Origin of the sequence: Methylocystis sp. JR02 (assembly GCF_030063565.1) — a bacterium.
Lineage (GTDB): Bacteria > Pseudomonadota > Alphaproteobacteria > Rhizobiales > Beijerinckiaceae > Methylocystis > Methylocystis iwaonis.
This window is the reverse complement of record NZ_JASIRC010000001.1, coordinates 3027123-3051388: the sequence shown is the minus strand read 5'-3', so window position 1 is coordinate 3051388 and position 24266 is coordinate 3027123. Positions and strand designations below refer to the sequence as shown.

Genomic DNA, 24266 nt, shown 5'->3' with positions numbered 1-24266 from the left:
CGGCCGCCCCCAGACCAGCGATGACCCGCACGATTATCTGTCTCGCCCGCCACGGCGAGACAAATTGGAACATTGAAAGGCGCTTTCAGGGGCAGTTCGATATTGCGCTCAACGCCCGCGGCCGCGCCCAGGCCCAGGCCCTCGCCCGCGAATTGGCCAACGCCCATTTCGACCGCGTCTATTCGAGCGATTTGCGCCGCGCCATGAACACCGCCGCCCCCATCGCCGAGGCGCGAGGTCTCACCGTGCTGGCGACCCAGCGGCTGCGTGAGAAGGACGACGGCGTCTGGCAGGGCCACACCCATGCCGAGGTGCAGGCAAAATACGCCGAGGATTACCAGCACTATCTGACCCGCGACCCCGATTTCGCCGCCGCCGAAGGCGAGACGCTCAATGAATTCTCGCGCCGCGTGCGCTCCGTGCTGGCCGACATCGCCCGCGAAAGCGCCGGGTTTACGGTGCTTGTCCTCGCCCATGCCGGCGTGCTCGACATCGCCTGGCGCCTGGCGACGGGCAAGAGCCTCTCGGAGAAGCGCGAGCATCCCGTGCTCAACGCCACGCCCAATTGGATCGCCTTCGAGGACGGGAAATGGTCGCTCGTCGATTGGGCGCAGGCCGAAGGGCGGCCCGAGATCGCCGCGCCATGGGACGGGCTCGTCCTGCCCCGGCGTGAAGCCGCGCGCGCGTTGATCCTCAACCCCAAGGGCGAAGCGCTGCTCATGAAATATGCCGGCGGGCTTTCGCCGCATTTTCTGGCGCTCGGCCATCATCATTTCTGGGCGACGCCCGGCGGCGCGCTCAAGGAAGGCGAGACTTTCGAAACGGCGTTGCGCCGCGAGCTGCGCGAAGAAACCGGGCTGATCCTGCCCGGCGACCCGGGGCCGGTCGTGGCAACCCGCGACTTCCCGATCGAGATCGGCGAAGACTGGCAGCAGGCGATCGAGCGATATTTCCTCGTCAGGACGGAAGGCTTCGAGCCACGCCCGCAATTGCTGACGCCGGAAGAAAAGATTCACACGCTCGGCTGGCGCTGGTGGTCCGCCGACGCCATCGCGGCGTCGGACGAGCTGATCTTCCCGGAAGCCCTTGCGGCGCTAATTCGCAAATTGAACGCCTGAACGTCGCGCTCCTTCAGCGGGCCCGGCCAGGCTGGAGGAGACGCGTGACGCCGACCGCCCCCGCGAGAGTCAGCGCCGAGCTGCGCCGCTCGATCGCTGTTCCCGAAGGCGGCGCGCTGCTGAGACGACTCTTCGTCTTTCTCGGGCCGGGCTATCTCGTCGCCACCGGCTATATGGACCCCGGCAATTGGGCGACCGCTTTGGCGGCGGGCTCAAAATTCGGCGCGGCCCTCCTCTTTGTCGCCGTTCTCTCCAGCCTCATGGCGATCGTGCTGCAGTCGCTTTCCGCGCGGCTCGGGGTCGGCGCGGGGCTCGATCTCGCGGAAGCTTGCCGGGCGCATACGCCCTTTCCCGTCGCGATCGGACTTTGGCTCCTGGCGGAAGCCGGGATTTTCGCGACCGATCTCGCCGAGGTGATCGGAACGGCGATCGGTCTTCAGCTACTCTTCGGCCTGCCGCTGGCGGTTGGAATCCTTGTGACGGCGCTCGACGCCTTTCTCGTGCTCGCTTTCGAACGGCTGGGCTTTCGCAAGCTCGAGCTCTTTGTCGTTGCGACGCTGCTGCTCATCGGCCTGTCCTTCGCCGCGCAACTCGCTTTGGCGCGCCCGGATATGCGGGCCGTTGCGCAGGGGCTGATCCCGAGCCGCCAATTCTTCACAAACCCGGAGATGCTCTATCTCGGCCTCGGCATCCTCGGCGCGACGGTGATGCCGCATAATCTCTTTTTGCATTCCTTCGTGGTGCAGACGCGCGCGGTCGGCGCCTCGACCGAAAAGAAGCGGGAAGCTGTGCGCTTCGCCGTGATCGACAGTTCGATCGCGCTGCTTTTCGCGCTTATCGTGAATGGCGCCATTCTGGTTCTGGCGGCCGCGGCCTTCCACGCCCACGGGCTGACGGAGGTGGCGGAGCTCGGCGAAGCGCATCGGCTCATCGCCCCTCTCCTGGGCGAACCCGTCGCCGCGACGCTTTTCGCCGTGGCGCTCATCGCCTGCGGGCTGAACTCCACCGTGACCGCCACCCTCACGGGGCAGATCGTGATGGAGGGCTTCATCCGTCTGCGCCTCAGGCCCACGACGCGGCGGCTCGTCACCCGCGCCCTCGCCATCGCGCCGGCCATCGCCGTGACCCTGTCAGCGGGCGAGTCCGCGACCGCGCGGCTCCTTGTGCTGAGCCAGGTCGTGCTGAGCCTGACGCTGCCCTTTGCGATGGTTCCGCTCATCGTCTTTACGGCGAGGCGCAAGATCATGGGCGCGCTCGTCGCTCCCCGGCGCACGACCTTGCTGGCCTGTGCGATTGCGACCCTGATCGTCGGCTTGAACGCGAAGCTCGTCTGGGACGCGGTCGCCTGAGCGATTTTATGAGAAGCGCTCCCATGCCGTCTGGCGGGACACGCCTAGGTTTTTGGCGATCTCCGACCAGGTCACGTCCTGGTCTCTCAGCGTCTCTACCATCGTCTGGAGCTGCTCACGGTAACCCTCCGCCGCGGCATTGACCGGCGCGAGCAGCTCGAGAAGGCGTTCCTTGGGCCAGCTTTTCGGATCGAAAGTCCTGTCCACGCCCTCGCCTTCTCCATGCATGATCGCCTGACAGACGCCCACGCATTCGTCGCAGATGTGAATGCCGCCCGGTCCGGCGGCAAGCTTCTGGATCTGGTCCTGGGATTTTCCACAAAAAGAGCAGTAAAGCTTCTTCGCCATGACGCCCTCGTCAGGATTGACCTGACTGTCAGGTAATACCTGACGCAGCCGCCGTCAAGATATCCTCCAGTATAGGAACATGGGCGCTGGCTTGCGCGTTCGAGCCGAAAGGAATCCAAACCGGGGCATTAAATGAAAGTCTTGAACCTGGGCTCGGCCGAAATTGAAAAAGCCCTCATCTCCCCTGCCTCCGTCTTCGACATCCCTTCCGAGGTCGTCGAGAGCAAGGCGCTCGCCAAGCTGTTGAAGATCGAAATTCTGAAGCGCTGGGAGCTCGACGCCCGCGCCCTCTTGCGCGCGACGGAAGAAAATATGGGCGGCGGTGAAACGAGCCAGATCGACGCCGTCAACGACGCGCTGAGCGAGCTCGACCCGGATGGCGAAGCCTTCGCCGATTTCGGAAAGGCGCCGACGAAGCTCTAAGAAGTTTCCCCCGCGCCGGCGCTTGCGTTGGAAGCGCGCTTCTCCCAAATAGTCTGTCAGACATATGCGCCCGCGCCGATTGCGGGCGGGCGCTCCCATGGGCTGATTGGACAAAATGCGCGACCCTTACGACGTTCTCGGAGTCACCAAATCTGCGAGCGCGGCCGACATCAAGAAGGCCTACCGCCAGCTCGCGAAGAAATACCATCCCGACCGCAACAAGGATGACGCGAAGGCCAAGGAGCGCTTCGCCGAAATCAATACGGCCTATGAGATCGTCGGCGACGAGAAGAAAAAGGCCCAATTCGATCGCGGCGAGATCGGGCCGGACGGCAAGCCGCGCGGCTTCGAAGGGTTCGGCGCGGGACCGGGCGGATTTACGCGCGGCTGGCGCACGGCCGGGGGCGCTCCGGGGGGCGATCAGCATTACGACTTCAACTTTGGCGGACAGCAGGGCGCGGGCGCCGGCGCTGGCGGTTTCGATCCCAGCGATCTATTCGCCGATCTCTTCGGCGGCAGGCGACGGCAGGCGACGCCCACGCGCGGCGACGACGTGGTCGCGACCGCGACCGTGCCGCTCGAGACCATCGCCAAAGGCGGCTCGGCCCGCGTGATCCTGCCCTCGGGCCGCACGCTGGAAGTAAAGATTCCGGCGGGCGTGGAGGACGGCCAGCAGATCAGGCTGCGCGGCCAGGGTCAGCCGGGCCTGCGCGGCGGCGAGCCCGGCGACGCGCTGGTGACCGTGAAGCTCGCCCCGCATCCTTATTTCAAGGTGGAAGGACGCGATCTGCGCGTCGAACTGCCCGTAGCGGTCTATGAGGCCGCGCTCGGCGCAAAGGTGCAGACGCCCACCCTCGACGGCAAGGTGGAGCTCGGCGTGCCGGCCGGCTCCAATGGCGGGCGCGTGCTGCGCCTGCGCGGCAAGGGCCTGCCCGCGACCGACGGCAAGCCGGCGGGCGACCTTTATGTCGTGCTGAAAATCATGCTGCCCGAAGAGCCCGACGCCGACTTCGACGCCAAGATGCGGGAGCTGCGGGACCGGCACGGCTACGACCCGCGCCGGAAGATGGGTTAATCCAGCGCGCCGCGCAAATCCGCGAGCGTCGCCATGAGCGTCATCGGCTCCAGCGGCGAGGGCTCGAAGCCCACCGCTTCATAGAAGGCTGCGGCCTCCGGCGACAGGGCGTGAACTAATATGCCCCGAATGCCAATGGCTTCAGCCGCCAGAAGGACGCGCAACAGAGCATCCTTCACAAGAGCGCGGCCGAGCCCCTTTTTCTGCCACGCGCGGTCAATCGCCAGCCTCCCCAAGACGGCGACGGGAACCGGATCAGGCATATTGCGGCGCAGGCGCCCTGTCGCCTCGTCGAGATCGACGGCGCCGGACGCCAGCGCGAAATAAGCGACCACTCGGTTGCCCTCGCAGACCACATAGGTGCGCGAGGCGCCGCTCGCCTGATTGGCGCGGGCCCGCCGCCTCAGCCAATCGTCCAGCGCCGAAACGCCGCAATCGAAACCGGAAATATCGTCGGCGTCCGAGATAGGGCGCGGCGCGGCGAGCGTCACTCCCAGGGCGCGCGCGTTTTCATGGTCCGGCGCAGCCTCTCATTTGGGTTAGGCGGGGCGTCGAGCCGCGCGACAAAATCCGCATAGGCCGCCGCATCCACCCGAAAAAGCCTCTTGTCGAGAAGCGCCTCCTCGGCCGCGTTGCGCGCGGCGTCGAGAACGAAATCCGTCCGGCTCTTGGAGACGAGCTTCGCCGCCCGGTCGATCAGCGAGCGATCATCCGGCTTGATGCGAAGATTGAGCGTTTCACGCTTTGCGGGTTGCGTCTTGGAAGACATCTCGGATTCATAGCACAATGTAACGCAGACGTCATTACATGAGCGCCGTTCGCCTGCGCTTCACCTTGACCCGCGCCGATTTCCGCGCGACCTAGGGCCAAAGTCCAACGGAGCCCGCGACGAGAGCCATGACCGACGCCGTCGAAACCCGCCTGCCCGACCCCATCGCCGCCGAGCCGGCGCCGCGCAAGAACACCTGCGCCGTGCGCATCGGCAAGGGCCCCGGCGCCGTCACGGTGGGCGGCGGCGCGCCCGTCGTTGTGCAATCCATGACCAACACCGACACGGCCGACGTCGATTCGACTGTGGCGCAGGTTACGGCGCTCGCCCAGACGGGCTCGGAGCTGGTGCGCATCACGGTCGATCGCGACGAGGCGGCGGCGGCGGTGCCGCATATTCGCGAGAAGCTCGACAAAAAGGGGATCAACGTGCCCCTCGTCGGCGACTTCCATTACATCGGCCACAAGCTCCTCGCCGATCACCCGGCCTGCGCCGAGGCGCTCGCCAAATATCGCATCAACCCCGGCAATGTCGGCTTCAAGGACAAGAAGGACCGGCAGTTCGCGGCGATCGTCGAGCTTGCCGCCAAGCACGGCAAAGCCGTGCGCATCGGCGCCAATTGGGGCTCGCTCGACCAGGAGCTGCTCACCCATCTCATGGACATCAACGCGGCTTCTGACCGGCCGATCGACGCCCGCGCCGTGACCCGCGAGGCGCTCGTGCGCTCGGCGCTGGTCTCTGCCGCCCGCGCCGAGGAAATCGGCCTCGCCAAAGACCGCATCGTCATTTCGGCGAAAGTCTCGGCGGTGCAGGACCTCATCGCCGTCTACCGCATGCTCGCGCAGCGCAGTGATTACGCCTTGCACCTCGGCCTCACCGAGGCGGGCATGGGCACCAAGGGCGTCGTCGCCTCGGCCTCGGCGCTCGGCGTGCTGCTGCAGGACGGGATCGGCGACACGATCCGCGTCTCGCTCACCCCCGAGCCCGGCGGCGACCGCTCGCTCGAAGTGCGGGTGGCGCAGGAAATCCTGCAGACCATGGGCTTTCGCACCTTCGTGCCGCTCGTCGCCGCCTGTCCGGGCTGCGGCCGCACGACCTCGACCGTGTTCCAGGAGCTGGCGCGCGATATTCAATCGCACATCCGCGAGCGCATGCAGATTTGGCGGGCGCAATATCCGGGCGTCGAGACGCTCAATGTCGCGGTGATGGGCTGCATCGTGAACGGCCCCGGCGAATCGAAGCACGCCGACATCGGCATTTCGCTCCCCGGCACCGGCGAGACGCCGGCCGCCCCGGTGTTCATCGACGGCAAAAAGGCGATGACGCTGCGCGGCGAGGGCATCGCGGAAGAATTCACCCGCATCGTCGACGATTATGTCGCGCGCCGCTATGGCGGCGAGAAGGAAGGCGCGGCGGCGGAGTAAGCGCCCCCTCCCCAACCCTCCCCCGCAAGCGGGAGAGGGAGCAGATTGTCGCCTTCCTCAGGAATGCTGATCGCGAGCGTCCCCTCTCCCGTTTTAGCGGGCCACGGGAGTCACACAAGTCTCGCGATGGTTCACCCCTACCTAAACCGCCCAGCTTTCCAGCGAGAGGTCCGGCAAATCCTCGAAGTCGCGCGGGACGAGCGTAATGAGGATTCGCCCTTCCGCGATGGCCTGGGCCGCCACCATGCGGTCGAGCATGCGCCGCCGCTTGGGCTCGATTTTGCGCAGCAAGGCGGCATAGGCTTCGGCCGCGGCGCGGTCGAAGGGGAGGATGTCGACGTTTTGCGCGAGCAAAGCCACATTCTCGGCGAGCCTCGGGCTTTTTCCCGCCGTGGCTGCGCCCCCCACGAGCTCGCAATAAACCAGCGCCGGGATCGCCACGTCGGAAATCGACAGCCGCGAGAGCTTGGCGAGCGTCGCCATCTCGCCGCTCGCCGCGGCAAAAACCACAGTTGTATCCAAGAGATAGCGGGGCGTCACTCGGCTTCGCTCCATTCGCGCCTCGGCGGCTTGAACTCCGGCGGCTCCAAGGGCGGCGGCGCGGGGGCGAGGGCAAGACGCGACACGAGCGTCTTCATGTCGAGACGGGCGGGCGACACGACGAGGCTTTCGCCCAGCCGCGTCACGACGACTTCCGACCCTTCTGGAAAAGCGATTTCGCGCGGCAGGCGCACCGCAAGACTATTGCCGGATTTGAAAACCTTCGTCGTCGCCATAGAGCGAACCTTCCAGCGGAGGCCGATTCTGTCAACACCTGTATGAACGTCGATACGTGTCTCTACAGTTATTGCACGATGCCGCCCAGCGCGGAGGCGGCTTTGAGGAAGCGCGACGGATCGACCGCCTCGCCATCGATGCGCACCTCGTAATGAAGATGCGGGCCGGTGGAGCGTCCAGTGGAGCCGACCCGGCCGACGACGGCGCCGGGCCCGACCTGCTGGCCGGGGAAGACGTTGATCGCCGAGAGATGGCCATAGCGGGTCGACATGCCGCCGCCATGGTCGATCTCGACCAGATTGCCATAGCCGCCCTGCGGCCCGGCGACGCTGACGGTTCCTGCGGCGGTCGCCTTGACAGGCGCGCCATAGTCCTCGCGCAGATCGACGCCGCTATGCAGCGCCGGCCGGCCGAAAAAGGGGTCCGTGCGATAGCCGAAGGTCGAGGTGAACTGGAGCTCGCCGGCCAGCGGCTTGCGCAGCGGCGTCGTCGGCAGCGCGCGGCGCAGCCCGTCGAGCGTCGCGACGGCCGTTTGCGCGGCGGCGAGATCGCGTTCGAACAGGCTGTCGCTGGCGCGCGCCGGGGCGGCGACGAAGGGACCGCCGACAGCAAGCGCGGCGTCCTTGCGCGGGCGCTTGATATAGCGATCGACGGAAACGCCCGCGATGTCAAACGCCTGCCGAAGACGGCTCGCGGCCTCGATGGCGGGGCGCACGATGCCGGAAAGACGCCGCGCTTGATCGCGCTCGACGTGATCGAGCGACACCGCGAGGCTTTCGAGGCGCAGGGGCATGGGCGCGCCGGGATCGGCGGCGTGCGCCAGCGCGAGCGACGGCGCGGTTGTCCGCGGCGCCATCGAGGTGTCGACGGGGGCGCCCTCCCCGCGCTTGGGCGCGGGGCTCGGGGGCGCGAGCGGCAGCGGCTTCGAGTCGTCGTCGCCGAGCCGCAGCTCGAGCCCCTCGGGTTCGGGCTTTGCGGCGTAGCCGAGCGGGGCCAACTCCAGTGCGCCTTTCTGGCCGTTGGCGGCGGCGGGAATGGGCGGCGCCTTTGCGAGCGGCAGGCCCGCCCTCACCGCCTTTACCGCGTTCAGCGCCGAAGGCTCGCGCGCGGCCGGCGTCACCAACGTAACTCCGGCGTCGGGGGCGATGGTGCGTTCGAGCAGTTGGGCGACGACGGCGGCGCGCGTTTCGAGCTGCGCCTGACGGACAACCAGATTTTGAACCTTCCCCTCGACGCTGTCCTGGTCGATGAACTGCCGGCTCGCGAGCTGGTCGAGGCGCAGCCGCAAAGCGGCGATGCGATCCTCATAGGCATATTGCATCTGGGTCTGGCGATCGATCAGCCCGGCGAGCAGCTCGTCGCGGAAGATGAGATAGGCGGCGGCGCCGACGATCGTGGCCACGAGCAGGGCGGCGACGGCGGCGCTGGCCACGAGCGCCGAAACCGGCAGGCGAAACTTGCGGGTGAACTGGCCGCGCGACAGCTCGACGATGTAATCGCCGGACGCATCGACAAAGGGGGAGAACTGGTTACGACTGCGCATTTTGGTTCCGGCGGAGCGGCAGGCGCTCCGTTGAGCTGGCCGGCGAGCGTTTGCTCGAGGGCGTTCTGGCCTCTGCGCCAATCAGAACCTATTAAGGTTAATGCTTCGCCAAAGCGCCTAAAGCCGCGGCGCCTCAAACAGGATCACCCGTGACAGAGGCGCGCCATGCACTTATGGTCGGGCATATGCTGCGCCTTGTGACTCGCTTTCTCGGATTGCTGCTGCTCGCGGGAGGGTTTATCGCCCTCATCGTCGACGGCACCCGCTCGATCGCCGGTGGGACGCTTCTGGTCACGTCGCTGCGTAGCGGCCTCTCGGATTCGTTCCCGGCGCTTTACCGGTCTTTGGAAACGAGCGTCCAGGCGAAATCGGCGTCGCTTTGGGACCCCGTGGCGACGACGCTGCTCCTGCTGCCGGTGAGCGTCGCTTTGGGCGGCCTCGGGGCCTTTCTTATTGTCTTCAGTCATAGGCGAGAGGCGTCGAATCGCTATTGGCGCCGCTGAGCCGCGCGTTATTCTTCGAAGCATGTCTATCTTCGACGACCTCGCCCGGCGGCTGGGGCCCATCCCGGACCGCGAAACGCCCGTCCCACATGGCGCCCGCCATTTCGTCACTGGCGCGCCGCTCGATCCGCCCTTCCCGGCGGGGACCGAGCAGGTTCTTTTCGGCATGGGCTGCTTCTGGGGCGCCGAGCGAAAATTCTGGCAGGCGGGCGAGGGCGTTTATGTCACCGCCGTCGGCTATGCGGGCGGGACAACCAAGAACGCCACTTACGACGACGTCTGCACCGGCAGGACCGGGCACGCGGAGGTTGTTCTGGTCGTCTATGACCCCGCCCGGATGTCCTTCGACAGCCTTTTGCGGATTTTCTGGGAGAGCCACAATCCGACCCAAGGCATGCGCCAGGGCAATGATGTCGGGAGCCAATATCGCTCGGTCATCTACACGTCGACGCCAGAGCAGCTAGCGGCGGCGCAGGCTTCGAAGGCTTCGTATCAACAGGTGTTGATGAAGGCCGGCTACGGCCCGATCACCACGGAAATATGCCCCGCGCCGCCGTTTTATTATGCGGAAGCCTACCACCAGCAGTATCTGGCCAAGAACCCGGACGGCTATTGCGGGCTCGGGGGGACTGGCGTCTCCTGCCCTGTCGGAACCAATGGGAGCTCATAAGCGGAAATACGGGCGTTGCTGCGCGGCTACATCCTTTCGTTCAGTTAGACGAGTTAGCAAAATCGAGGCAGAGATGGTTTTAGACGCTACCAAGATACTGAGTTACGGCGGTATTGGCCTAGGATTTTTGTTGGCTTTTCTAGCATTTATCCTTTTATCAAACGAGCAGAAAAGGATTGGTCAGCCGCGACACTCAATGATCAGAGCAATATATACTTTTATGTTATTTTCATTATGCTTGGCTGCAGCAGGATTTTTTAGTCAGACTTTTGCGTATATCTCTCCACGAGATACCCTTGGTGTGCAGGCCTTTTCACAAATTCGACCGGTCCCTTTATTTCCTGCGAACCGCTCCGAACTAAAAGAATATCCCAGACTGGTATCGCTTTCTTGGGAAGACGTGGCGGGAGCGGCTTCCTACCGGGTCGAAGCACAGGTCCAGGTCGAGGTTGTAAACGAGAACCGCGTGGAGTGGGATCAAGTCACGGCTCAGCAGATAAAACGGAATAATCTGCAAATTGAATTTCCCGGGGCACAGTGGGGGCGATGGCGCGTGTCAGCCATCAGCAAAACAGGGGACGAAAGCCAACCTTCGGAATGGAGCCTTTTCCGCTTTTTGAGGTAGCTCATTCAACTCCCTCCGAAGGGAACTATAGCTTACCCCAAGACAACGACTTTACTCTGCCCTCAGCACCTGCTGGCAGGCGCCGGGGAGGGCCGCCATGGTCATCGGCGGCCATGACTTCGTCGACTTCTTCGGGTGCAGTGCCTCGTCTGTGAACCACCAGGCCAGCGACTGGTCGCAGCCGTCGCCAGCGGGCGTCGGGTCCTGATCCTTGCAGCTCGAGCCGTCGGGGCAGAAGAGCCGCACGTGGAAATGGTAATTATGCCCCCACATGGGCCGCACCTTGCGCATCCAGGCCTCGCCCTCGGCGACGCGACAGAGGGCGCGCTTGATCGCCGGGTTGACGAAAATACGCTGCACCTTAGGCTCCATCGCCGCGGCGCGAATGAGCGCAATATGCCCCTCGCTCCAGACGTCCTGCTTCACGTCGAGGCGATCCTCGCGCACGACGTCGGTGGCCGACATCTCCTCGCGCTCGGCGCGGGTAAGCTCGCGCCGGGGCATCGGGGACAGCCAAATATCAGCGTCGAGGCCGATCTGGTGTGAGGCGTGGCCGGTCAGCATCGGCCCGCCGCGCGGCTGCGACATGTCGCCGACGAGAAGCCCCGGCCAGCCCGAGGCCTGCGCCGCCTTGGCGGAGAAATTCTCGAGGAAACGGACAAGCGCCGGATGGCCCCAGTTGCGGTTGCGCGACAGGCGCATGACCTGCCAATGCGGGCCGTTGACGGGGAGTTGTTCGCCGCCGGCGAGGCACCCGCGCGAATAAAAGCCGATCGGGTCCGGCTCGAAGGGCGCGCCGTCCGTCGCGCGGCCGAAGAGCTCCTTCGCCGGCGTTGCGGGGTCGGAAGGGTTGGCGAGCGGCGGCAGGGGCTTCGGATCGAGCGTTCCCTTGTCCTGAGCGCCGGCCGCGCCCGTCAGGGCCAGCGTCAGCAGCGTCGTCACAAGTCTAAATGCGCGCATTTCTTTCACCGTTCTTGTCTTCCAGACGGAGGCTCGCCCTCTTTCAGGTAATCATCCCCTGTCAACCTTACCCTTTCATTTACATTGCTGTTTCGACACTCTTGCGGCACAATCTCGACAATAGTTTTTCTAAAGGGTGAGCGTCATGCGTTTGCGAATCGTCTTGCTGGCTCTGGCGGCCTTTTTCATGTCCTTGGGCCTCGCCCACGCTACCGCGAGCATCCACATCGATTTGTCGACGCAGACCATGCATGTCGACTCGAACGAGGGCAGCTACACTTGGCCTGTCTCGACGGCGCGGGCCGGCTATGCGACGCCGCGCGGCTCCTATGCGCCGACGGGCATGCAGCGCATGCATTATTCCCGCAAATATCACATGTCGCCCATGCCCTATTCGATCTTCTTTCGCGGCGGCTACGCCATCCATGGCACCTACGCCACCGGCGCCCTGGGCCGCCCCGCCTCGCATGGCTGCGTGCGTCTTGCGCCCGGCAACGCCAAGCGGCTCTACGAAATTGTGCAGGCGGAAGGCGGCAGCATTTCGATCACCGGCGCGCCGCCGGCGCGCGCCACCCGGTACGCCAGCCTGCGACGCCATCACGCGCACGCCATGGCCTATGCGCCTGTCCGCCATCATTATGGCACGGTTCGAAGCTGGCAGGCCTATCCCTTCGCGCCAATGTGGTGAACGCGCGCGCCCACGCGTCATGTTAACGTAACCGCCCATTAACGGCTCTGAACCACAATGCTTGCCGGGCGGCGGGCCGATCCGGGGTCCGCTCAGGCAAGGGCTCCCGCCATGGCGAGGAGCCCGATTTTTCAGGGCTGGCATGGGCGAGATTGTCGAGACGATCATCATCGGGGCCGGCCCCGCCGGTTTGACGGCAGGATATACGCTCGCCAAACACGGGCGCGACGCATTGGTGCTGGAGCAGGACCCGACCTATGTCGGCGGCATTTCGCGCACGGCCAGCTACAAGGGGTTCCTCTTCGACATCGGCGGCCATCGCTTCTTCTCCAAGTCGAAGGAGATCGTCGACCTCTGGAACGAAATCCTGCCCGATGATTTTCTGGAGCGGCCACGCCTGTCGCGCATCTACTACCGGGGAAAGTTCTACGCCTATCCGCTGAGAGCCTTCGAGGCGCTTAAGAATCTCGGCCTCTTCGAGAGCGCTTTGTGCATGGCCTCCTTCGCCTGGGCCAAGGCATTTCCGGTGAAGGAGCCCAAGACCTTCCATCAGTGGGTGCGCAATCAGTTCGGCGAGCGGCTCTTCGGCATCTTCTTCAAGACCTACACCGAAAAGGTGTGGGGCATGGGCTGCGATGATATTTCCGCCGATTGGGCGGCGCAGCGCATCAAGGGGCTTTCGCTGGGCGCCGCCATCATGGACGGGCTGCGCCGTTCGCTCGGCCTGCGCAAGGCCGAGTCGGGGGCCAAAACGCTGATCGAGAGCTTCCGTTATCCGCGCCGCGGCCCCGGCATGATGTGGGAGGCCTGCGCCCGCAAGATGCAGGAGATGGGCGGGCGTCTCCTCATGGGCCGAAGCGTCGATGAAATTCACTACGACGCGACGTCGAGGCTCTGGACGGTGCGCGCCGCCAAAGAGAATGGCGCCGTCGAAACCTTCCACGCGCGCCATGTGATGTCGTCGGCGCCGATGCGCGATCTGATGAACGCCATCGAGCCCAAGCCCCTGAGCCTCTTCAATGCCCGCGATCTCAAATATCGCGACTTCCTGACGGTGGTGCTGATCGGGCGCCCGCAGGAGGAGCTGCCCGACAATTGGGTCTATATCCACGATCCTTCCGTGAAGGTCGGCCGGGTGCAGAACTTCAAGAGCTGGTCGCCCGAGATGATCGCCGATGGCGTCTCGACCTGTCTCGGGCTCGAATATTTCTGCTTCGAGGGCGACGGGCTCTGGGCTGCGCCGGACGAGGAACTGATCGCGCTCGCCAAGCAGGAGATCGGCCAGATCGGACTGATGGAGCCGAATGACGTGACGGACGCCTGCGTCGTACGTCAGGCCAAGGCCTATCCGGTTTACGACGACGCTTACGCCGAGAATGTGGAGACGATCCACCGCGAGATCGCCGCGCGCTTCCCGACGCTGCATCCGATCGGCCGCAACGGCATGCATAAATATAACAATCAGGACCACGCCATGATGACCGGCATGCTCGCCGCGCTCAACATCATTCGCGGCGAAGAGGTCTTCGACATCTGGCGGGTCAATGAGGACGCCGAATATTCCGAGGCGGGCATCGCGGGAGCCGAGGAGGCGCTGGCGAGCGAACGGCTCGTGCCGCAAAAGGTGGCGTGACCATGTCGCTTCTCACGGATGCGCATGGCACGCTCGCTGTGCGTCTGGCGCCGGGACGGCTCCTCCGCTTCATCCGCGACATGATCCGCTATGCGGCGGCGAGCGTCTTTGCCCTGGCGCTGGATTACGCGGTTCTGATGTCGCTGACGAAAGGCTTCGGCGTCGGCTATCTGCAAGCCGCCGCCGCCGGCTTTCTCTCCGGCCTCTGCCTGATCTATCTCCTTAGCATCCGCTACGTCTTCGAAGGACGGCGCGCCCGCGCGCCGCGACTCGAGATTTTGGGCTTTCTGGTGACGGGCGTCATCGGCCTCCTGCTGACCGAAGCCCTCATGCGCCTCTTCGTCGGAGAGTTCGGCTTCGCCCTGTCGATCGCCAAGGCGGCGACGGCGGGCTTCGTCTTCATGTTCAATTTCGTCTCGCGCCGGGGCCTGCTGTTCAAGCATGACGCGTGACGCCGTTTCCGTTTGAACAGCTCGCTTAGGGCCATGTCATTCCCGGCGGGCTGAAAGCCCGACCGGGAATCCAGAGCCGCAAATACGTTGGTTTTACTCTGGATTCCCGATCGCTCGCTTTGCGAGCGTCGGGAATGACACGAACCAATCAAGCGGATTTCGAATGATCCGCTGGCGCGACCGGCGCGAAGCCAAGGATGGACGATGACGGATTTCGCCACGCCTGAGGCGCCGAGCGTCGCGGGCCGCCAGGAGGCGGCGGACTCTCGCCTGCCCGTGGGCCTCGTGCTCCTTCTCTCGCTTCTCTGCGCGGCGGCGCTGTCCTTTTCGCGCGCGGAAGCCGTCTGGCGCACGGGCGCCTTTTTCGATTCCGACGATGCGATGCGGGCCGTGCAGTTGCGCGATTTCCTCGCGGGCCAGCCCTGGTTCGATTTGACCGCCTATCGCCTCGATCCGCCGGGCGGCCTGCCGATGCATTGGTCGCGGATCGTCGACGTTCCGCTTGCCGGGCTCGATCTGCTCTTTTCGCGCTTTCTCGCGCCGGAATATGCGGAGCGGGCGACGCGGCTCGTCTTTCCCTTCCTTTTGCTTGCCGCGCTTTTCGCGGTCGTCGGTTGGCTCGCCGCCATCCTTTCCGGCCCCCGCGCGCGAAGCCTCGCGATTTGGCTTGCCATGCTGTCGGGGGCGAGTTTTATGCAATTCACACCCGGCCGCATCGATCATCATGCGCCGCAGATCGTCACATTGGCGGCGTCGCTTTGCTTCTTTCTGCAAGGCCTCGATGGGAAACTGGCGAGCCGCCTCGCCGCCAGCGCGGCGCTGATGGCGCTGTCTTTCGCGATCAGTCTCGAAAACCTGCCCTTCTTCGTCGTGATGATGGCGGCGCTGCCCCTGCTCTTCGTCTTCGAGGGCGCGGCGGCGCGGGGGCAGCTTTTATGGTTTGCGGGCGGCGCGCTCGTCGCCTTCCCCGCCTTCTACGCAGCCACTCTCCCAAGTGTCCGCTATTTCGCTTCCGTGTGCGACGCTTTCTCTTTCGCGCACATTGCTGCGCTCTGCGTCGGCGCCGTGTCGCTCGCTGCGCTGGCTTTGGCCGCCCCTTGGCTCCCGACTTTCCGCGCCCGCCTCCTCGCAGCAAGCGGGGCCGGGCTGGCGACGCTTTCGACCGTCCTCCTGCTTGCGCCCCATTGCATCGGCGATCCGCTCGTGGGGCTCGACCCGCTGATACGGGATCTCTGGCTTTCCCATGTGGCAGAAGCGAAGCCGTTGCTCGCGCTCTTTCCCAAAGCGCCCGGCATTGTCGTCGCCACCGCCGCGCCCGTCGCGCTCGGACTCGTGGCCGCAATCATCTTCGCTTGGCGCGCGGATAGGCTGGCGCGGCGGCGCTGGCTGCTCACGGCCGCTGTCGTCGCCACCGGCCTTGCGGCCGGTCTCTGGCAGCTACGGGTTTTCTCTTCCGTGACGCCGCTGGCGATGGCGCCGCTCGCCGCCGCCATCGTCGCGCTGGTCGAACGTCCGCGCGTGACCGTCGCGCTACGCGCCCCCCTCGCCGCCCTCCTTGCAATCCTCGTTTCGCCGATCGGCCTCGCGCTGGCGCTTCCCTCAGGCGATGACAACGAGGCGGATGGCGAGCGCGCCTGCCTGACGCCGCAAGCCCTCGCGCCGCTCGCCGAGATGGCGCCGACGCGCGTCCTCGGCTCCTTCGATCTCGGCAGCCATATTCTCGCCCATACGCCGCACAGCGTTTTCGCGGCGCCCTACCATCGCGACAATCACGGCAACCTCTTCGCCGCCCACGCCTTCATGGCTGCGCCGGAGCAGGCAGAGGCGCTCTTGCGCAAGGCGGGCGCGGGGCTCGTTGTGTGGTGCGCCCGCGCCAAGGCGCCCTCGCCGCTCGTTTCCGCCGCGCCGGACGGGCTCGCCGCCTTGCTGGCGCGGGGCGAAACGCCGGCATGGCTGGAGCGCAAATCGCAGAAAGACGCGCCTCTCCTTGTTTTCGCCTTGAGAGCCGTGAAATAAGCGGCGCAACACTCCTGTACCGTCGAGGAACCCCCGTGACGTCTTTCGATCGCCGCCGATTTCTCATGGGCGCCGGCGCGCTGGCCGCTACGCCCGCTTTCGCGCAGCCTTCCGCTCAGGAGCAGCTCGACGAGCTGCAAGTGCGCGTCGAGAATAAATCCGTGCAGGAGCTCTGCGCCGAGAAGGACAATATCGAGCTCGACTTCGTCTCGCCGCGCATTCGCGGCCTGCAGATCCAGGCCGTGCATCCGTCCTACATCAACACGATCGTCTCCGACCGCTGGGCGCCGGACTGGTCGAGCTGCGATCTCTCCCACGATCCGAAATTCTTCGCCCAGGCGCGCCGCCGCACCTTTTGGGAGACGCCGGAATTCTGGATGACCGGCTATACCTTCCCCTCCTTTTGGCGGCCCAATGACGTGCCGATCCGCATCGGCGATCAGGTGGAGACGGGCTTCCATCTCATCCAGGTCTGGATGTGGTACCGCGAGCGGGCCGAGGAGATCATGGTCTTCTATCCGCCGGACGGCTATTGGCGCGCCCGGCCGCTGCCCTTCGAGGATATGCGCTGGACCGCCTATGGCTCCTCCTTCCTCGTCGGCCCTGTCGAGACGCAGGAACGCCCGATCGTCGCCTATGAGGAGATTGTCTTCGACCCGAAGACGCGCAGCTTCACGCTGAAATTCAAGCGCGGCGGCGAAGCGAAGGTTTCTCTGAAGGGCATCGACCAGGAGCGGCTGACGCTCGACGTCTCCTATGACGACGCAATGCCCGGCGGGCGGCCTTTCGCGGCGCTGCGCTCGATGTATGCGATGGAGACGATGAGCGACGCCGCGATCGTCGCCTGGCGCTCGAAGCGCGGCAAGGGTTGGGAGGAGGCCCCCGTTATCGACTTCCCCGGCGCCAGCGCCACGGAGGTCTGGGTTGGCCGGCATCTGCCCTCGCGCCATAATCTCTCGGCGCCCGATATGGTGTTCAGCAAATTCCAGGGCGCTACGGGCAAATGACCGCCGGGCGCTGGGGCGCGCTCGACGTCGCGCGCGGCCTCGCCGTTCTGGCGATGGTCGCCTTTCACCTGACCTGGGATCTGGGCCATTTCGGTTATATCGCCGCGTCTATCCCCTGGTCGGCGCCGGTGAAGGCCTTCGGTCATGCGATCGCCTTCTCTTTTCTCTTCATCGCCGGCGTGTCGCTGGCGCTGGCGCATCGCAATGGGGTGCAGTGGCGGGCCTTCTGGCGGCGCTTCGCGATCGTCGCCGGCGCGGCGGGGCTGGTGAGCGTCGGCACCTATATCGTCTTCCCGAGCGCCTTCGTCTTTTTCGGCATTCTTCACTGCATCGCGGCGGCGAGCCTGCTCGCGATCGGATTTCTCTTCCTGCCCTGGCCGGCGGCGCTCGTCGCCGGCGCCCTGTTTTTCGCCGCGCCGCATGTTTTGGCGTCGCCGGCCTTCAATTCGAGCTGGCTGCAATGGCTGGGCCTTTCGACGACCGAGCCGTACACTCAGGATTGGCGGCCGTTTTTCCCCTGGGCCGGAGCGATGCTTATCGGCGTCGGGGCGGGACGGCTAATCGTTCGTCGCCTTTATGGCGAGAAGGCGGAGGAGCAGAAGCGGGTGGAGACGTCCACCGAGGCGGGCCAGCCCCCGGCGTGGCTGACGCGGCAGGCGTCTCAGCCGATCCCTTTCCCCGCGCGCGGAGAGAAAGCCTGGCTATCCCTCGCGGGCCGCAACAGCCTACTCATCTATCTCGTCCATCAGCCTGTGCTCTTTGCGGTCTTCACCGGCCTCGTGATGGTCGCGCCGCCGCCGGAGAGCGCGAGCGATTTCATCGCCGAATGCGTCAGAAGCTGCCGCGCGGAAGGCGCCGAAGAGGGCTTTTGCCATAACGCTTGCGTTTGCACGGCCGAGGAGGCGACGCGCAGCCATGCGCTCGCTGGGATCACGGATGACGCCGAACGGGGGAAGAGGCTGAGAGAAATCGCCGGAAAGTGCATCGCGGCGCAAAAATAGGGTGCGACGAACGCTCCCCTTCACGGCTGCGGGAGTTCGTCATGGCCGGGCTTGTTGTTCAGTCCGGATAGATGACCGACGGGTGTTCGGGGACATAGCCGACACGTTCGCAATGGCTTGGATTGGCAATTTGGAGCGCCGTCCATGCCGATGGGCGCGGCCTCCCCCGGGGGACGGAATGAAATCCTTGCTTTCCCTTAGGAGATTTTGGCCCGACTGGACCCATCGCCTCAAATGAGCTGCGCTGCGCGGCGAGGAAGGCTAGGGCGAGCCCGGCCACTACGTGGGAGTGGAGGGACGATGCATCGAGACGGGGAAGGGCTCTGCTAACCGCCCGTCCTACTTGCGGGTGAGAAGGTCCGGCCGTCTCGCCCGCGTGAGTTTCAATGCCTCGTCATGGCGCCATTTGGCGATCTTGGCATGGTCGCCGGAGAGCAGAATGTCCGGTATCGCGCGCCCCTCGACGTCGCGCGGTCGCGTATATTGCGGATATTCCAGAAGGCCGCCCTCGAAGCTTTCTTCTTCCCCTGAAAGCTCCTCGCCCATCACGCCCGGCAGCAGCCGCACGCAGGCGTCCATGAGCGCCAGCGCGGCGATCTCGCCGCCCGAGAGAATGTAATCTCCGATCGAAACCTCCTCGAGGTTTCGCGCGGAGATGATCCGCTCGTCGACGCCCTCGAAGCGTGCGCAAAGGATGATCGCGCCGGGCCCCTCCGCCAGAGCGCGCACCCGCTGCTGCGTGAGCGGCAGACCGCGCGGGCTCATGAGCAGCTTTGGGCGGGGATCGCCTTCAGGCGCCGCCGCGTCGATCGCCGCCGCGAGAACATCGGCGCGCATCACCATGCCCGGGCCGCCGCCAGCGGGCGTGTCGTCCACGGCGCGATGCCGGCCAATGCCGTGCTCGCGGATCTGCTTGGTCTCCAGCTCCCAAACGCCCCGCGCGAGCGCGTCGCCAGCCAGAGACAGCCCGAGCGGGCCGGGGAACATTTCGGGGAAAAGGGTGAGGATCGTCGCGCGCCACATGGGCGGGTTATGGCACGCCTGCGGCTGCGGGAGAAAGGGCGATCGGATATGCTGGTCTCGTAGCGGAGATTTGCTGAAATGAATTTTTTGAGACTTGAGGTCAGAGGCCCGATTTGGAAATATCCAGGCCCCGGCGGCTGGTATTTTCTCTCTCTCGACGGCGAGGAGTCCAAAAGGCTGAAAGGAGAGCGCAGAATCAATCGCACCGGCTTCGGCTATGTGCCGGTCACTGTGACGCTCGGCTCCAGCGTCTGGGAGACGACCTTGTTTCCATCAAAAGAGGGGCCCTATCTGCTCGCAATAAAGGCGAGCGTGCGGGCCAAGGAGCGGCTCGGAGTCGGCGACGAGGTTGCGGCGAAATGCGTCGTCAGGCTCTCTGATCCTCGCCCGGACGCCTTTCCGTAGGTCAGTCGGCCGGGCCTTCGACTTCCGCCGGCGGCTCGACGACGACCCGGCCGCCCGCAACGTCGACGATCGGAACCACCGCCTTGGTGAACGGCAGCAGGATCGTCTCGCCCTGCGACGGTTGGATTTCGAGAATATCTCCCGCGCCGAAATTGCTGAGGCCGACGACGTGACCGATCAACTCGCCGTCACGCGCCTCGGCGCGGAGTCCCACGAGATCGGCGAGGTAGAATTCGTCTTCGTCTTTCGGCGCCGGAAGCTTTTCGCGGGCGATGTAAAGCTCGACGCCCGTGAGCCGCTCGGCGCCCGAGCGGTCGGCGACGCCTTCGACGCGCGCGACGAGCATGTCCTTACCCTGCGGGCGGACGGAGAGAAGCTTGAAGGTCTTGGAGCCGCTTTTGTCGGTGAGCGGGCCGTAGGAGCCGATCGCGAGCGGATCAGCCGTGTGGCTTTGCAGGCGAATCTCGCCGCGCACGCCATGCGGCGCGCCGAAACGGCCGAGGAGGACGAGGTTGGGTTTGGTCATGGCGGCTTGGCCCCCTCCCTGTCCCTCCCCCGCTTACGCGGGAGAGGGGACGCTCGCGATCAGCTCCGCTGATGAAGGCGACGGTCCGCTCCCTCTCCCGCGCAAGCGGGGGAGGGTTGGGGAGGGGGCAAAAGCGATCAATTACGCAGCCGCGTCCGCAGCGGCGGCGGCGGCTTCGGCCGCGGCGGCGGCGCGTTCCTGGGCCTTCTTCTTCGGCTGGGCCTTCTCGGGATTGTTGCGGGCCTCGCGCTTCACCACGCCGGCGGCGTCGAGCAGGCGGGCGACGCGGTCGGTCGGCTGCGCGCCCTTGGCGATCCACTCCTTGGCCTTCTCCAGATCGAGAATGACGCGGTCGGCGGCGTCCTTGGCCTTCAGCGGGTCGAAGGTGCCGAGCTTCTCGATATAACGGCCGTCGCGCGGCGAGCGGGAGTCGGCGACGACGACGCGATAGAAGGGGCGCTTCTTGGCGCCGCCGCGGGCGAGACGAATCTTGAGAGACATGTCAGTTTCCTTGTGAGTCTTGTGATTACTTTTTCTTTCCGAACGGGTTGAGCCCGCTCAGCAGTCCGCCGCCGAGCCCCGGAAGGTTCGGCTTCTGCGCAAGGAGATCGGCCGGGGGAGCGGCCGGAATGCCGGGGGCGCCGGGAGGGGCGCCGCCGAGCTTCTCCTGCAGTTTCTGCAGCTCCTCCTGCGAGGGCATTTGCATGTCGCCGGGGCCGAGCCCCATCATCTGCGCGGCCTTGCCCATGAGCCCGCCGCGCTTTCCGGCGCCGAAGGACTTCATGAGATCCGCCATCTGGCGATGCTGCTTGAGGAGCTTGTTGATATCCTCAACCTTCATGCCGGAGCCGGCGGCGATGCGCTTCTTGCGCGAGGCCTTGAGCAGGTCCGGATTGCGCCGCTCCTGCGGCGTCATGGAGAGGATGATGGCGCGCTGGCGCTTGATGACCTTGTCGTCGAGATTGGCCTTGGCGAGCTGGTCCTTCATTTTGCCGACGCCCGGCAAGAGGTCCATCATGCCGCCGAGGCCGCCGATCTTCTCGACCTGGGCGAGCTGGTCGCAAAGGTCCTGAAGGTCGAACTTGCCCTTGGCCATGCGCGCGGCCGTCTTGCGCGCTTCTTCCGCGTCGATGGCGGCGGCCGCCTTTTCGACAAGGGCGACGATGTCGCCCATGCCGAGGATACGGTTGGCGATGCGGCTCGGCGAGAATTCGTCGAGCGCGTCCATCTTCTCGCCGGTGCCGATGAGCTTGATCGGCTTGCCGGTGACGTAACGCATGGAGAGCGCCGCGCCGCCGCGGCCGTCGCCGTCCATTCGCGTCAATACGATGCCGGAGAGGCCCACGCGCTCGTCGAAGTTCTTGGCGAGATTGACCGCGTCCTGGCCGGTCAGAGAGTCGGCGACGAGCAGGGTCTCATGCGGGTTGGCGTAGGACTTGATGTCCGCCATCTCCTGCATGAGCGGCTCGTCGATATGGGTGCGGCCGGCGGTGTCGAGCATCACCACGTCGTAGCCCTGCAGACGCGCGGCCTCCATGGCGCGGCGTGCGATCTGCAGCGGCGTCTGGTTGGGCTCGATCGGCAGCGTGTCGACCTCGACCTGGCGGCCGAGCACGGCGAGCTGCTCCTGCGCGGCGGGGCGCTTCACGTCGAGCGACGCCATCAGCACGCGCTTGTCGTGACGCTCCTTCAACCGCTTGGCGATCTTGGCCGTGGTGGTGGTTTTGCCGGCGCCCTGTAGGCCGACCATCATGATGGCGACGGGCGGGCGGGCGGCGAGGTCGATCGGCTGCGCCGTCTCGCCCAGCGTCTCGATGAGCACGTCGTTGACGATCTTGACGACCATCTGGCCGGGCGAGACCGATTTGATGACGCCGGCGCCGACCGCGCGGTCGCGCACCTTGTCGGAGAAGGAGCGCACGACATCGAGCGCGACGTCGGCCTCGAGCAGCGCGCGGCGGATTTCACGCAGCGCCTCGTTGACGTCGGCCTCGTTCAGCGCGCCGCGGCGCGTGAGCTTGTCGAATACGGCGGAGAGCTTGTCGGAAAGGCTCTCGAACATTTTGTCACTCCTGCAGCGCCTGCGTCAGCCGCCGCGCCAAAGCAAAACGCGCCCGGGGGCGCATCGCGCTGCCGGGCGTTGACCTGCCGCCTCATGGGGCGGCTCGGCTGGTCGAACTTTTTTCTCTTTCGAGATCAGCGCGCTTTTTAGGAGCGTCGGGGCGCGTCTGTCAATGGCGGCGGATCAGCGCGTTCCGCCGAGGCGGCGCAGCAAGCCCACATTCTCGAAAAACATCTCCCGCGCCGCCGGGCTGATGGCCGCGTGACCTTCGTCGGCGACGTAGAGAAGCTCCAGCTCCTTGAGCCGTGCAAGTTGCTCCTCGGCAAGACGCGCGGCCTCCTCCATGCCGCCCGAGCCCGCGCCGTCGCGGATATAGCGGGCGAGTTCGATGACATTCTCGGGCGTCGGGTCCGGCGGAAGGCTCATGGTTGCTTTGCTCCTTTTCAAATGGAGCGTGGGCGCAAAATCCTAAACGGGCCGGTGTGCGGAATATGTAAAATGCTCAGCAATTGGCGCGCGGCATTCCCCTGGTTTATCTGGGCTTTCCGCACCGCAATGATTTTTATGAACCAGCGCCGTCATTGCGAGCGACGCGAAGCAAGCCAAGGCCGCGGCAGCCGCCCTGGATTGCTTCGTCGCTGCGCTCCTCGCAATGACGGTGGTCAAAGCGTGAAGGACTCCGATCAGAGGCCGTAGATCCTCGCGAAATCCGCGTCCTTGGCGGCGACCTGCTTGGCGAGGTCGACCACGACCTTGCACTGCTTCCAGGTGGCGTCGTCCTGCATGCGGCCGTCGATCATCACCGCGCCGGTGCCGTCGGGCATCGCCTCCAGCACGCGCTTGGCGAAGGCGACTTCCTTGGGATCGGGCGAGAAGACGCGCTTGGCGATCTCGATCTGAGTCGGATGCAGCGACCAGGCGCCGGCGCAGCCGAGCAGGAAGGCGTTGCGGAACTGCGACTCGCAGGCCGGGCCGTCGGAGAAATCGCCGAACGGGCCGTAGAAGGCCTTGATGCCGGCGGAGGCGCAGGCGTCGACCATTTTGGCGATGGTGTAGTGCCAGAGGTCCTGCTGGAAGGTCGCGCGCAAGCCGGCGCCCGGATCGGCGTCGGCGATGACCTTATATTCCGGATGGCCGCCGCCGACGCGCGTCGTCTTCATGGCGCGCGAGGCCGCAAGATCGGCCGGGCCCAGCGAAATCCCGTGCATGCGCGGCGAGGCCGCGGCGATGGCGTCGACGTTCTTCACGCCCTCGGCGGTCTCCAGAATGGCGTGGATCAGGATCGGCTTGGTCACGCCGTTCTTGCCCTCGAGCTGGGCGAGAAGCTGGTCCAGATAGGCGATGTCCCAGGGGCCTTCGACCTTGGGCAGCATGACGACGTCGAGCTTGTTGCCCACCGCGCCGACGATCTGGATCATGTCGTCGAGCGCCCAGGGGCTGTTCAGCGAGTTCATACGGGTCCAGAGGCCCGTCGAGCCGAAATCGGTCGATTTCGCCATCTCGATGAAGCCCGCGCGCGCGGCTTCCTTTGCGTCGGCCGGGATCGCGTCCTCCAGATTGCCGAGCACGACGTCGACCTGCTTAGCGATCTCCGGAACCTTGGCGCGCATTTTCTCGAGATGCGGCGGCACGAAATGGATCATGCGCTCGACCTTGACCGGTAGCTCGCGATAGGGAGCCGGCGCGCCAATGGCCAGCGGACGGTAGAACTGATTAGGCAGTTTCATGCGGGAAAGCTCCGTCACGCGCGTTCCCTCATAGGACGAGCGGCCGAAGGGCCGAAGGGACGCGGAAAAGACCGGGTCGAGCTAGCGCAGACAGGACGGATTGGCAATGGCGCGGCGAAAAGCGCGTGAGGAACGCCGATCC

28 protein-coding genes are annotated in these 24266 nt (G+C 65.4%); 15 read left to right on the top strand and 13 right to left on the bottom strand.

Features of this window, described 5'->3' with window-relative positions:
• The first annotated feature begins 20 nt into the window (after window positions 1-20).
• Window positions 21-1118 (top strand): histidine phosphatase family protein, encoded by a 1098-nt coding sequence (locus QNA11_RS14570; protein ID WP_283483591.1) that lies wholly within the window; start codon window positions 21-23, stop codon window positions 1116-1118.
• 44 nt (window positions 1119-1162) lie between these two features.
• The gene (locus QNA11_RS14565; RefSeq protein WP_283483590.1) at window positions 1163-2467 is read left to right on the top strand and encodes an Nramp family divalent metal transporter; all 1305 of its coding nucleotides are present in this window, start codon (window positions 1163-1165) and stop codon (window positions 2465-2467) included.
• A gap of 6 nt (window positions 2468-2473) precedes the next feature.
• On the opposite strand, the gene QNA11_RS20760 is transcribed toward QNA11_RS14565, so the two are convergent.
• A complete protein-coding gene (locus QNA11_RS20760; protein ID WP_202070977.1) occupies window positions 2474-2815 on the bottom strand; it encodes a ClpX C4-type zinc finger protein in 342 nt (113 codons plus the stop codon).
• A gap of 132 nt (window positions 2816-2947) precedes the next feature.
• Here QNA11_RS20760 and QNA11_RS14555 point away from each other — a divergent pair, with 132 nt between their 5' ends.
• Together QNA11_RS14555 and QNA11_RS14550 are read left to right on the top strand one after the other, a co-directional pair.
• On the top strand, window positions 2948-3238 hold the full coding sequence (locus QNA11_RS14555) for a hypothetical protein (RefSeq protein ID WP_283483589.1): 291 nt from the start codon (window positions 2948-2950) through the stop codon (window positions 3236-3238).
• Between the two features lie 115 nt (window positions 3239-3353).
• Entirely contained in the window at window positions 3354-4313 is a 960-nt protein-coding gene (locus QNA11_RS14550) for a DnaJ C-terminal domain-containing protein (protein ID WP_281929724.1), read from the top strand.
• On the opposite strand, the gene QNA11_RS14545 is transcribed toward QNA11_RS14550, so the two are convergent.
• Together QNA11_RS14545 and QNA11_RS14540 are read right to left on the bottom strand one after the other, a co-directional pair.
• The gene (locus QNA11_RS14545; RefSeq protein WP_283483588.1) at window positions 4310-4804 is read right to left on the bottom strand and encodes a GNAT family N-acetyltransferase; all 495 of its coding nucleotides are present in this window, start codon (window positions 4802-4804) and stop codon (window positions 4310-4312) included. The genes QNA11_RS14550 and QNA11_RS14545 overlap by 4 nt on opposite strands.
• Window positions 4801-5082, bottom strand: coding sequence for a type II toxin-antitoxin system TacA family antitoxin (locus QNA11_RS14540; protein WP_202070974.1), 282 nt, complete (start codon window positions 5080-5082; stop codon window positions 4801-4803). The genes QNA11_RS14545 and QNA11_RS14540 overlap by 4 nt, the downstream gene beginning before the upstream one ends.
• A gap of 128 nt (window positions 5083-5210) precedes the next feature.
• Between QNA11_RS14540 and ispG the strand changes: the two genes are divergently transcribed.
• The gene (ispG, locus tag QNA11_RS14535) at window positions 5211-6506 is read left to right on the top strand and encodes a flavodoxin-dependent (E)-4-hydroxy-3-methylbut-2-enyl-diphosphate synthase (protein WP_283483587.1); all 1296 of its coding nucleotides are present in this window, start codon (window positions 5211-5213) and stop codon (window positions 6504-6506) included.
• 141 nt (window positions 6507-6647) lie between these two features.
• Here ispG and QNA11_RS14530 read toward each other — a convergent pair whose 3' ends face one another.
• The 3 genes from QNA11_RS14530 to QNA11_RS14520 all read right to left on the bottom strand — a co-directional run bounded on the left by QNA11_RS14530 (window position 6648) and on the right by QNA11_RS14520 (window position 8826).
• Entirely contained in the window at window positions 6648-7046 is a 399-nt protein-coding gene (locus QNA11_RS14530; RefSeq protein ID WP_283483586.1) for a PIN domain-containing protein, read from the bottom strand.
• Entirely contained in the window at window positions 7043-7282 is a 240-nt protein-coding gene (locus tag QNA11_RS14525) for an antitoxin (RefSeq protein ID WP_202070971.1), read from the bottom strand. The genes QNA11_RS14530 and QNA11_RS14525 overlap by 4 nt, the downstream gene beginning before the upstream one ends.
• Before the next feature lie 68 nt (window positions 7283-7350).
• Window positions 7351-8826 (bottom strand): M23 family metallopeptidase, encoded by a 1476-nt coding sequence (locus tag QNA11_RS14520; RefSeq protein WP_283483585.1) that lies wholly within the window; start codon window positions 8824-8826, stop codon window positions 7351-7353.
• A gap of 149 nt (window positions 8827-8975) precedes the next feature.
• Between QNA11_RS14520 and QNA11_RS14515 the strand changes: the two genes are divergently transcribed.
• From QNA11_RS14515 to QNA11_RS14505, 3 genes are all read left to right on the top strand, one after another.
• On the top strand, window positions 8976-9329 hold the full coding sequence (locus tag QNA11_RS14515) for a hypothetical protein (protein WP_283483584.1): 354 nt from the start codon (window positions 8976-8978) through the stop codon (window positions 9327-9329).
• Window positions 9330-9351: 22 nt separating this feature from the next.
• Entirely contained in the window at window positions 9352-9999 is a 648-nt protein-coding gene (gene msrA, locus QNA11_RS14510; protein WP_283483583.1) for a peptide-methionine (S)-S-oxide reductase MsrA, read from the top strand.
• 73 nt (window positions 10000-10072) lie between these two features.
• Complete coding sequence (locus tag QNA11_RS14505) at window positions 10073-10624, top strand: hypothetical protein (protein ID WP_283483582.1); 552 nt, start codon at window positions 10073-10075, stop codon at window positions 10622-10624.
• A 51-nt stretch (window positions 10625-10675) separates the two neighbouring features.
• Here the strand turns inward: QNA11_RS14505 and mepA are convergent, their stop codons facing one another.
• Window positions 10676-11584: a penicillin-insensitive murein endopeptidase gene (gene mepA / locus QNA11_RS14500; RefSeq protein ID WP_283483581.1), complete on the bottom strand. Its 909-nt coding sequence runs from the start codon at window positions 11582-11584 to the stop codon at window positions 10676-10678.
• A gap of 145 nt (window positions 11585-11729) precedes the next feature.
• On the opposite strand from mepA, the gene QNA11_RS14495 reads away from it, so the two are divergent.
• The 6 genes from QNA11_RS14495 to QNA11_RS14470 all read left to right on the top strand — a co-directional run bounded on the left by QNA11_RS14495 (window position 11730) and on the right by QNA11_RS14470 (window position 18381).
• Complete coding sequence (locus QNA11_RS14495; RefSeq protein WP_283483580.1) at window positions 11730-12272, top strand: L,D-transpeptidase; 543 nt, start codon at window positions 11730-11732, stop codon at window positions 12270-12272.
• Between the two features lie 142 nt (window positions 12273-12414).
• Window positions 12415-13905, top strand: a complete 1491-nt coding sequence (locus tag QNA11_RS14490) for an NAD(P)/FAD-dependent oxidoreductase (protein ID WP_283483579.1) — start codon at window positions 12415-12417, stop codon at window positions 13903-13905.
• A gap of 2 nt (window positions 13906-13907) precedes the next feature.
• Window positions 13908-14357 (top strand): GtrA family protein, encoded by a 450-nt coding sequence (locus QNA11_RS14485; protein ID WP_283483578.1) that lies wholly within the window; start codon window positions 13908-13910, stop codon window positions 14355-14357.
• 204 nt (window positions 14358-14561) lie between these two features.
• The gene (locus QNA11_RS14480; protein WP_283483577.1) at window positions 14562-16373 is read left to right on the top strand and encodes a hypothetical protein; all 1812 of its coding nucleotides are present in this window, start codon (window positions 14562-14564) and stop codon (window positions 16371-16373) included.
• A gap of 65 nt (window positions 16374-16438) precedes the next feature.
• Window positions 16439-17380 (top strand): hypothetical protein, encoded by a 942-nt coding sequence (locus tag QNA11_RS14475; protein WP_283484217.1) that lies wholly within the window; start codon window positions 16439-16441, stop codon window positions 17378-17380.
• Entirely contained in the window at window positions 17377-18381 is a 1005-nt protein-coding gene (locus tag QNA11_RS14470; RefSeq protein ID WP_283483576.1) for a heparan-alpha-glucosaminide N-acetyltransferase, read from the top strand. The genes QNA11_RS14475 and QNA11_RS14470 overlap by 4 nt, the downstream gene beginning before the upstream one ends.
• Before the next feature lie 339 nt (window positions 18382-18720).
• Here QNA11_RS14470 and trmD read toward each other — a convergent pair whose 3' ends face one another.
• Complete coding sequence (trmD, locus tag QNA11_RS14465) at window positions 18721-19404, bottom strand: tRNA (guanosine(37)-N1)-methyltransferase TrmD (RefSeq protein ID WP_283483575.1); 684 nt, start codon at window positions 19402-19404, stop codon at window positions 18721-18723.
• Window positions 19405-19482: 78 nt separating this feature from the next.
• On the opposite strand from trmD, the gene QNA11_RS14460 reads away from it, so the two are divergent.
• Entirely contained in the window at window positions 19483-19809 is a 327-nt protein-coding gene (locus tag QNA11_RS14460) for a DUF1905 domain-containing protein (protein ID WP_281929747.1), read from the top strand.
• A gap of 1 nt (window position 19810) precedes the next feature.
• Here QNA11_RS14460 and rimM read toward each other — a convergent pair whose 3' ends face one another.
• The 5 genes from rimM to QNA11_RS14435 all read right to left on the bottom strand — a co-directional run bounded on the left by rimM (window position 19811) and on the right by QNA11_RS14435 (window position 24124).
• The gene (gene rimM / locus QNA11_RS14455; protein WP_283483574.1) at window positions 19811-20335 is read right to left on the bottom strand and encodes a ribosome maturation factor RimM; all 525 of its coding nucleotides are present in this window, start codon (window positions 20333-20335) and stop codon (window positions 19811-19813) included.
• Between the two features lie 141 nt (window positions 20336-20476).
• On the bottom strand, window positions 20477-20836 hold the full coding sequence (gene rpsP, locus QNA11_RS14450; protein WP_165049614.1) for a 30S ribosomal protein S16: 360 nt from the start codon (window positions 20834-20836) through the stop codon (window positions 20477-20479).
• 25 nt (window positions 20837-20861) lie between these two features.
• A complete protein-coding gene (gene ffh, locus QNA11_RS14445; protein WP_283483573.1) occupies window positions 20862-22397 on the bottom strand; it encodes a signal recognition particle protein in 1536 nt (511 codons plus the stop codon).
• 183 nt (window positions 22398-22580) lie between these two features.
• Window positions 22581-22823, bottom strand: a complete 243-nt coding sequence (locus QNA11_RS14440; protein WP_283483572.1) for a hypothetical protein — start codon at window positions 22821-22823, stop codon at window positions 22581-22583.
• Between the two features lie 257 nt (window positions 22824-23080).
• Window positions 23081-24124, bottom strand: coding sequence for an HpcH/HpaI aldolase/citrate lyase family protein (locus tag QNA11_RS14435; RefSeq protein WP_202070957.1), 1044 nt, complete (start codon window positions 24122-24124; stop codon window positions 23081-23083).
• Window positions 24125-24266 lie beyond the last annotated feature (142 nt).

Bases quoted from the DNA above. Each gene is read 5' to 3' on its own strand.
- QNA11_RS20760 (WP_202070977.1), bottom strand. From the start codon at position 2,815: ATGGCGAAGAAGCTTTACTGCTCTTTTTGTGGAAAATCCCAGGACCAG.
- QNA11_RS14480 (WP_283483577.1), top strand. From the start codon at position 14,562: ATGACGGATTTCGCCACGCCTGAGGCGCCGAGCGTCGCGGGCCGCCAG.
- trmD (WP_283483575.1), bottom strand. From the start codon at position 19,404: ATGTGGCGCGCGACGATCCTCACCCTTTTCCCCGAAATGTTCCCCGGC.
- QNA11_RS14550 (WP_281929724.1), top strand. From the start codon at position 3,354: ATGCGCGACCCTTACGACGTTCTCGGAGTCACCAAATCTGCGAGCGCG.
- QNA11_RS14525 (WP_202070971.1), bottom strand. From the start codon at position 7,282: ATGGCGACGACGAAGGTTTTCAAATCCGGCAATAGTCTTGCGGTGCGC.
- rimM (WP_283483574.1), bottom strand. From the start codon at position 20,335: ATGACCAAACCCAACCTCGTCCTCCTCGGCCGTTTCGGCGCGCCGCAT.
- QNA11_RS14475 (WP_283484217.1), top strand. From the start codon at position 16,439: ATGGGCGCCGGCGCGCTGGCCGCTACGCCCGCTTTCGCGCAGCCTTCC.
- mepA (WP_283483581.1), bottom strand. From the start codon at position 11,584: ATGCGCGCATTTAGACTTGTGACGACGCTGCTGACGCTGGCCCTGACG.
- QNA11_RS14440 (WP_283483572.1), bottom strand. From the start codon at position 22,823: ATGAGCCTTCCGCCGGACCCGACGCCCGAGAATGTCATCGAACTCGCC.
- QNA11_RS14490 (WP_283483579.1), top strand. From the start codon at position 12,415: ATGGGCGAGATTGTCGAGACGATCATCATCGGGGCCGGCCCCGCCGGT.
- QNA11_RS14460 (WP_281929747.1), top strand. From the start codon at position 19,483: ATGAATTTTTTGAGACTTGAGGTCAGAGGCCCGATTTGGAAATATCCA.
- ffh (WP_283483573.1), bottom strand. From the start codon at position 22,397: ATGTTCGAGAGCCTTTCCGACAAGCTCTCCGCCGTATTCGACAAGCTC.
- ispG (WP_283483587.1), top strand. From the start codon at position 5,211: ATGACCGACGCCGTCGAAACCCGCCTGCCCGACCCCATCGCCGCCGAG.
- QNA11_RS14495 (WP_283483580.1), top strand. From the start codon at position 11,730: ATGCGTTTGCGAATCGTCTTGCTGGCTCTGGCGGCCTTTTTCATGTCC.
- QNA11_RS14470 (WP_283483576.1), top strand. From the start codon at position 17,377: ATGACCGCCGGGCGCTGGGGCGCGCTCGACGTCGCGCGCGGCCTCGCC.
- QNA11_RS14485 (WP_283483578.1), top strand. From the start codon at position 13,908: ATGTCGCTTCTCACGGATGCGCATGGCACGCTCGCTGTGCGTCTGGCG.
- rpsP (WP_165049614.1), bottom strand. From the start codon at position 20,836: ATGTCTCTCAAGATTCGTCTCGCCCGCGGCGGCGCCAAGAAGCGCCCC.
- msrA (WP_283483583.1), top strand. From the start codon at position 9,352: ATGTCTATCTTCGACGACCTCGCCCGGCGGCTGGGGCCCATCCCGGAC.
- QNA11_RS14555 (WP_283483589.1), top strand. From the start codon at position 2,948: ATGAAAGTCTTGAACCTGGGCTCGGCCGAAATTGAAAAAGCCCTCATC.
- QNA11_RS14540 (WP_202070974.1), bottom strand. From the start codon at position 5,082: ATGTCTTCCAAGACGCAACCCGCAAAGCGTGAAACGCTCAATCTTCGC.
- QNA11_RS14435 (WP_202070957.1), bottom strand. From the start codon at position 24,124: ATGAAACTGCCTAATCAGTTCTACCGTCCGCTGGCCATTGGCGCGCCG.
- QNA11_RS14570 (WP_283483591.1), top strand. From the start codon at position 21: ATGACCCGCACGATTATCTGTCTCGCCCGCCACGGCGAGACAAATTGG.
- QNA11_RS14520 (WP_283483585.1), bottom strand. From the start codon at position 8,826: ATGCGCAGTCGTAACCAGTTCTCCCCCTTTGTCGATGCGTCCGGCGAT.
- QNA11_RS14505 (WP_283483582.1), top strand. From the start codon at position 10,073: ATGGTTTTAGACGCTACCAAGATACTGAGTTACGGCGGTATTGGCCTA.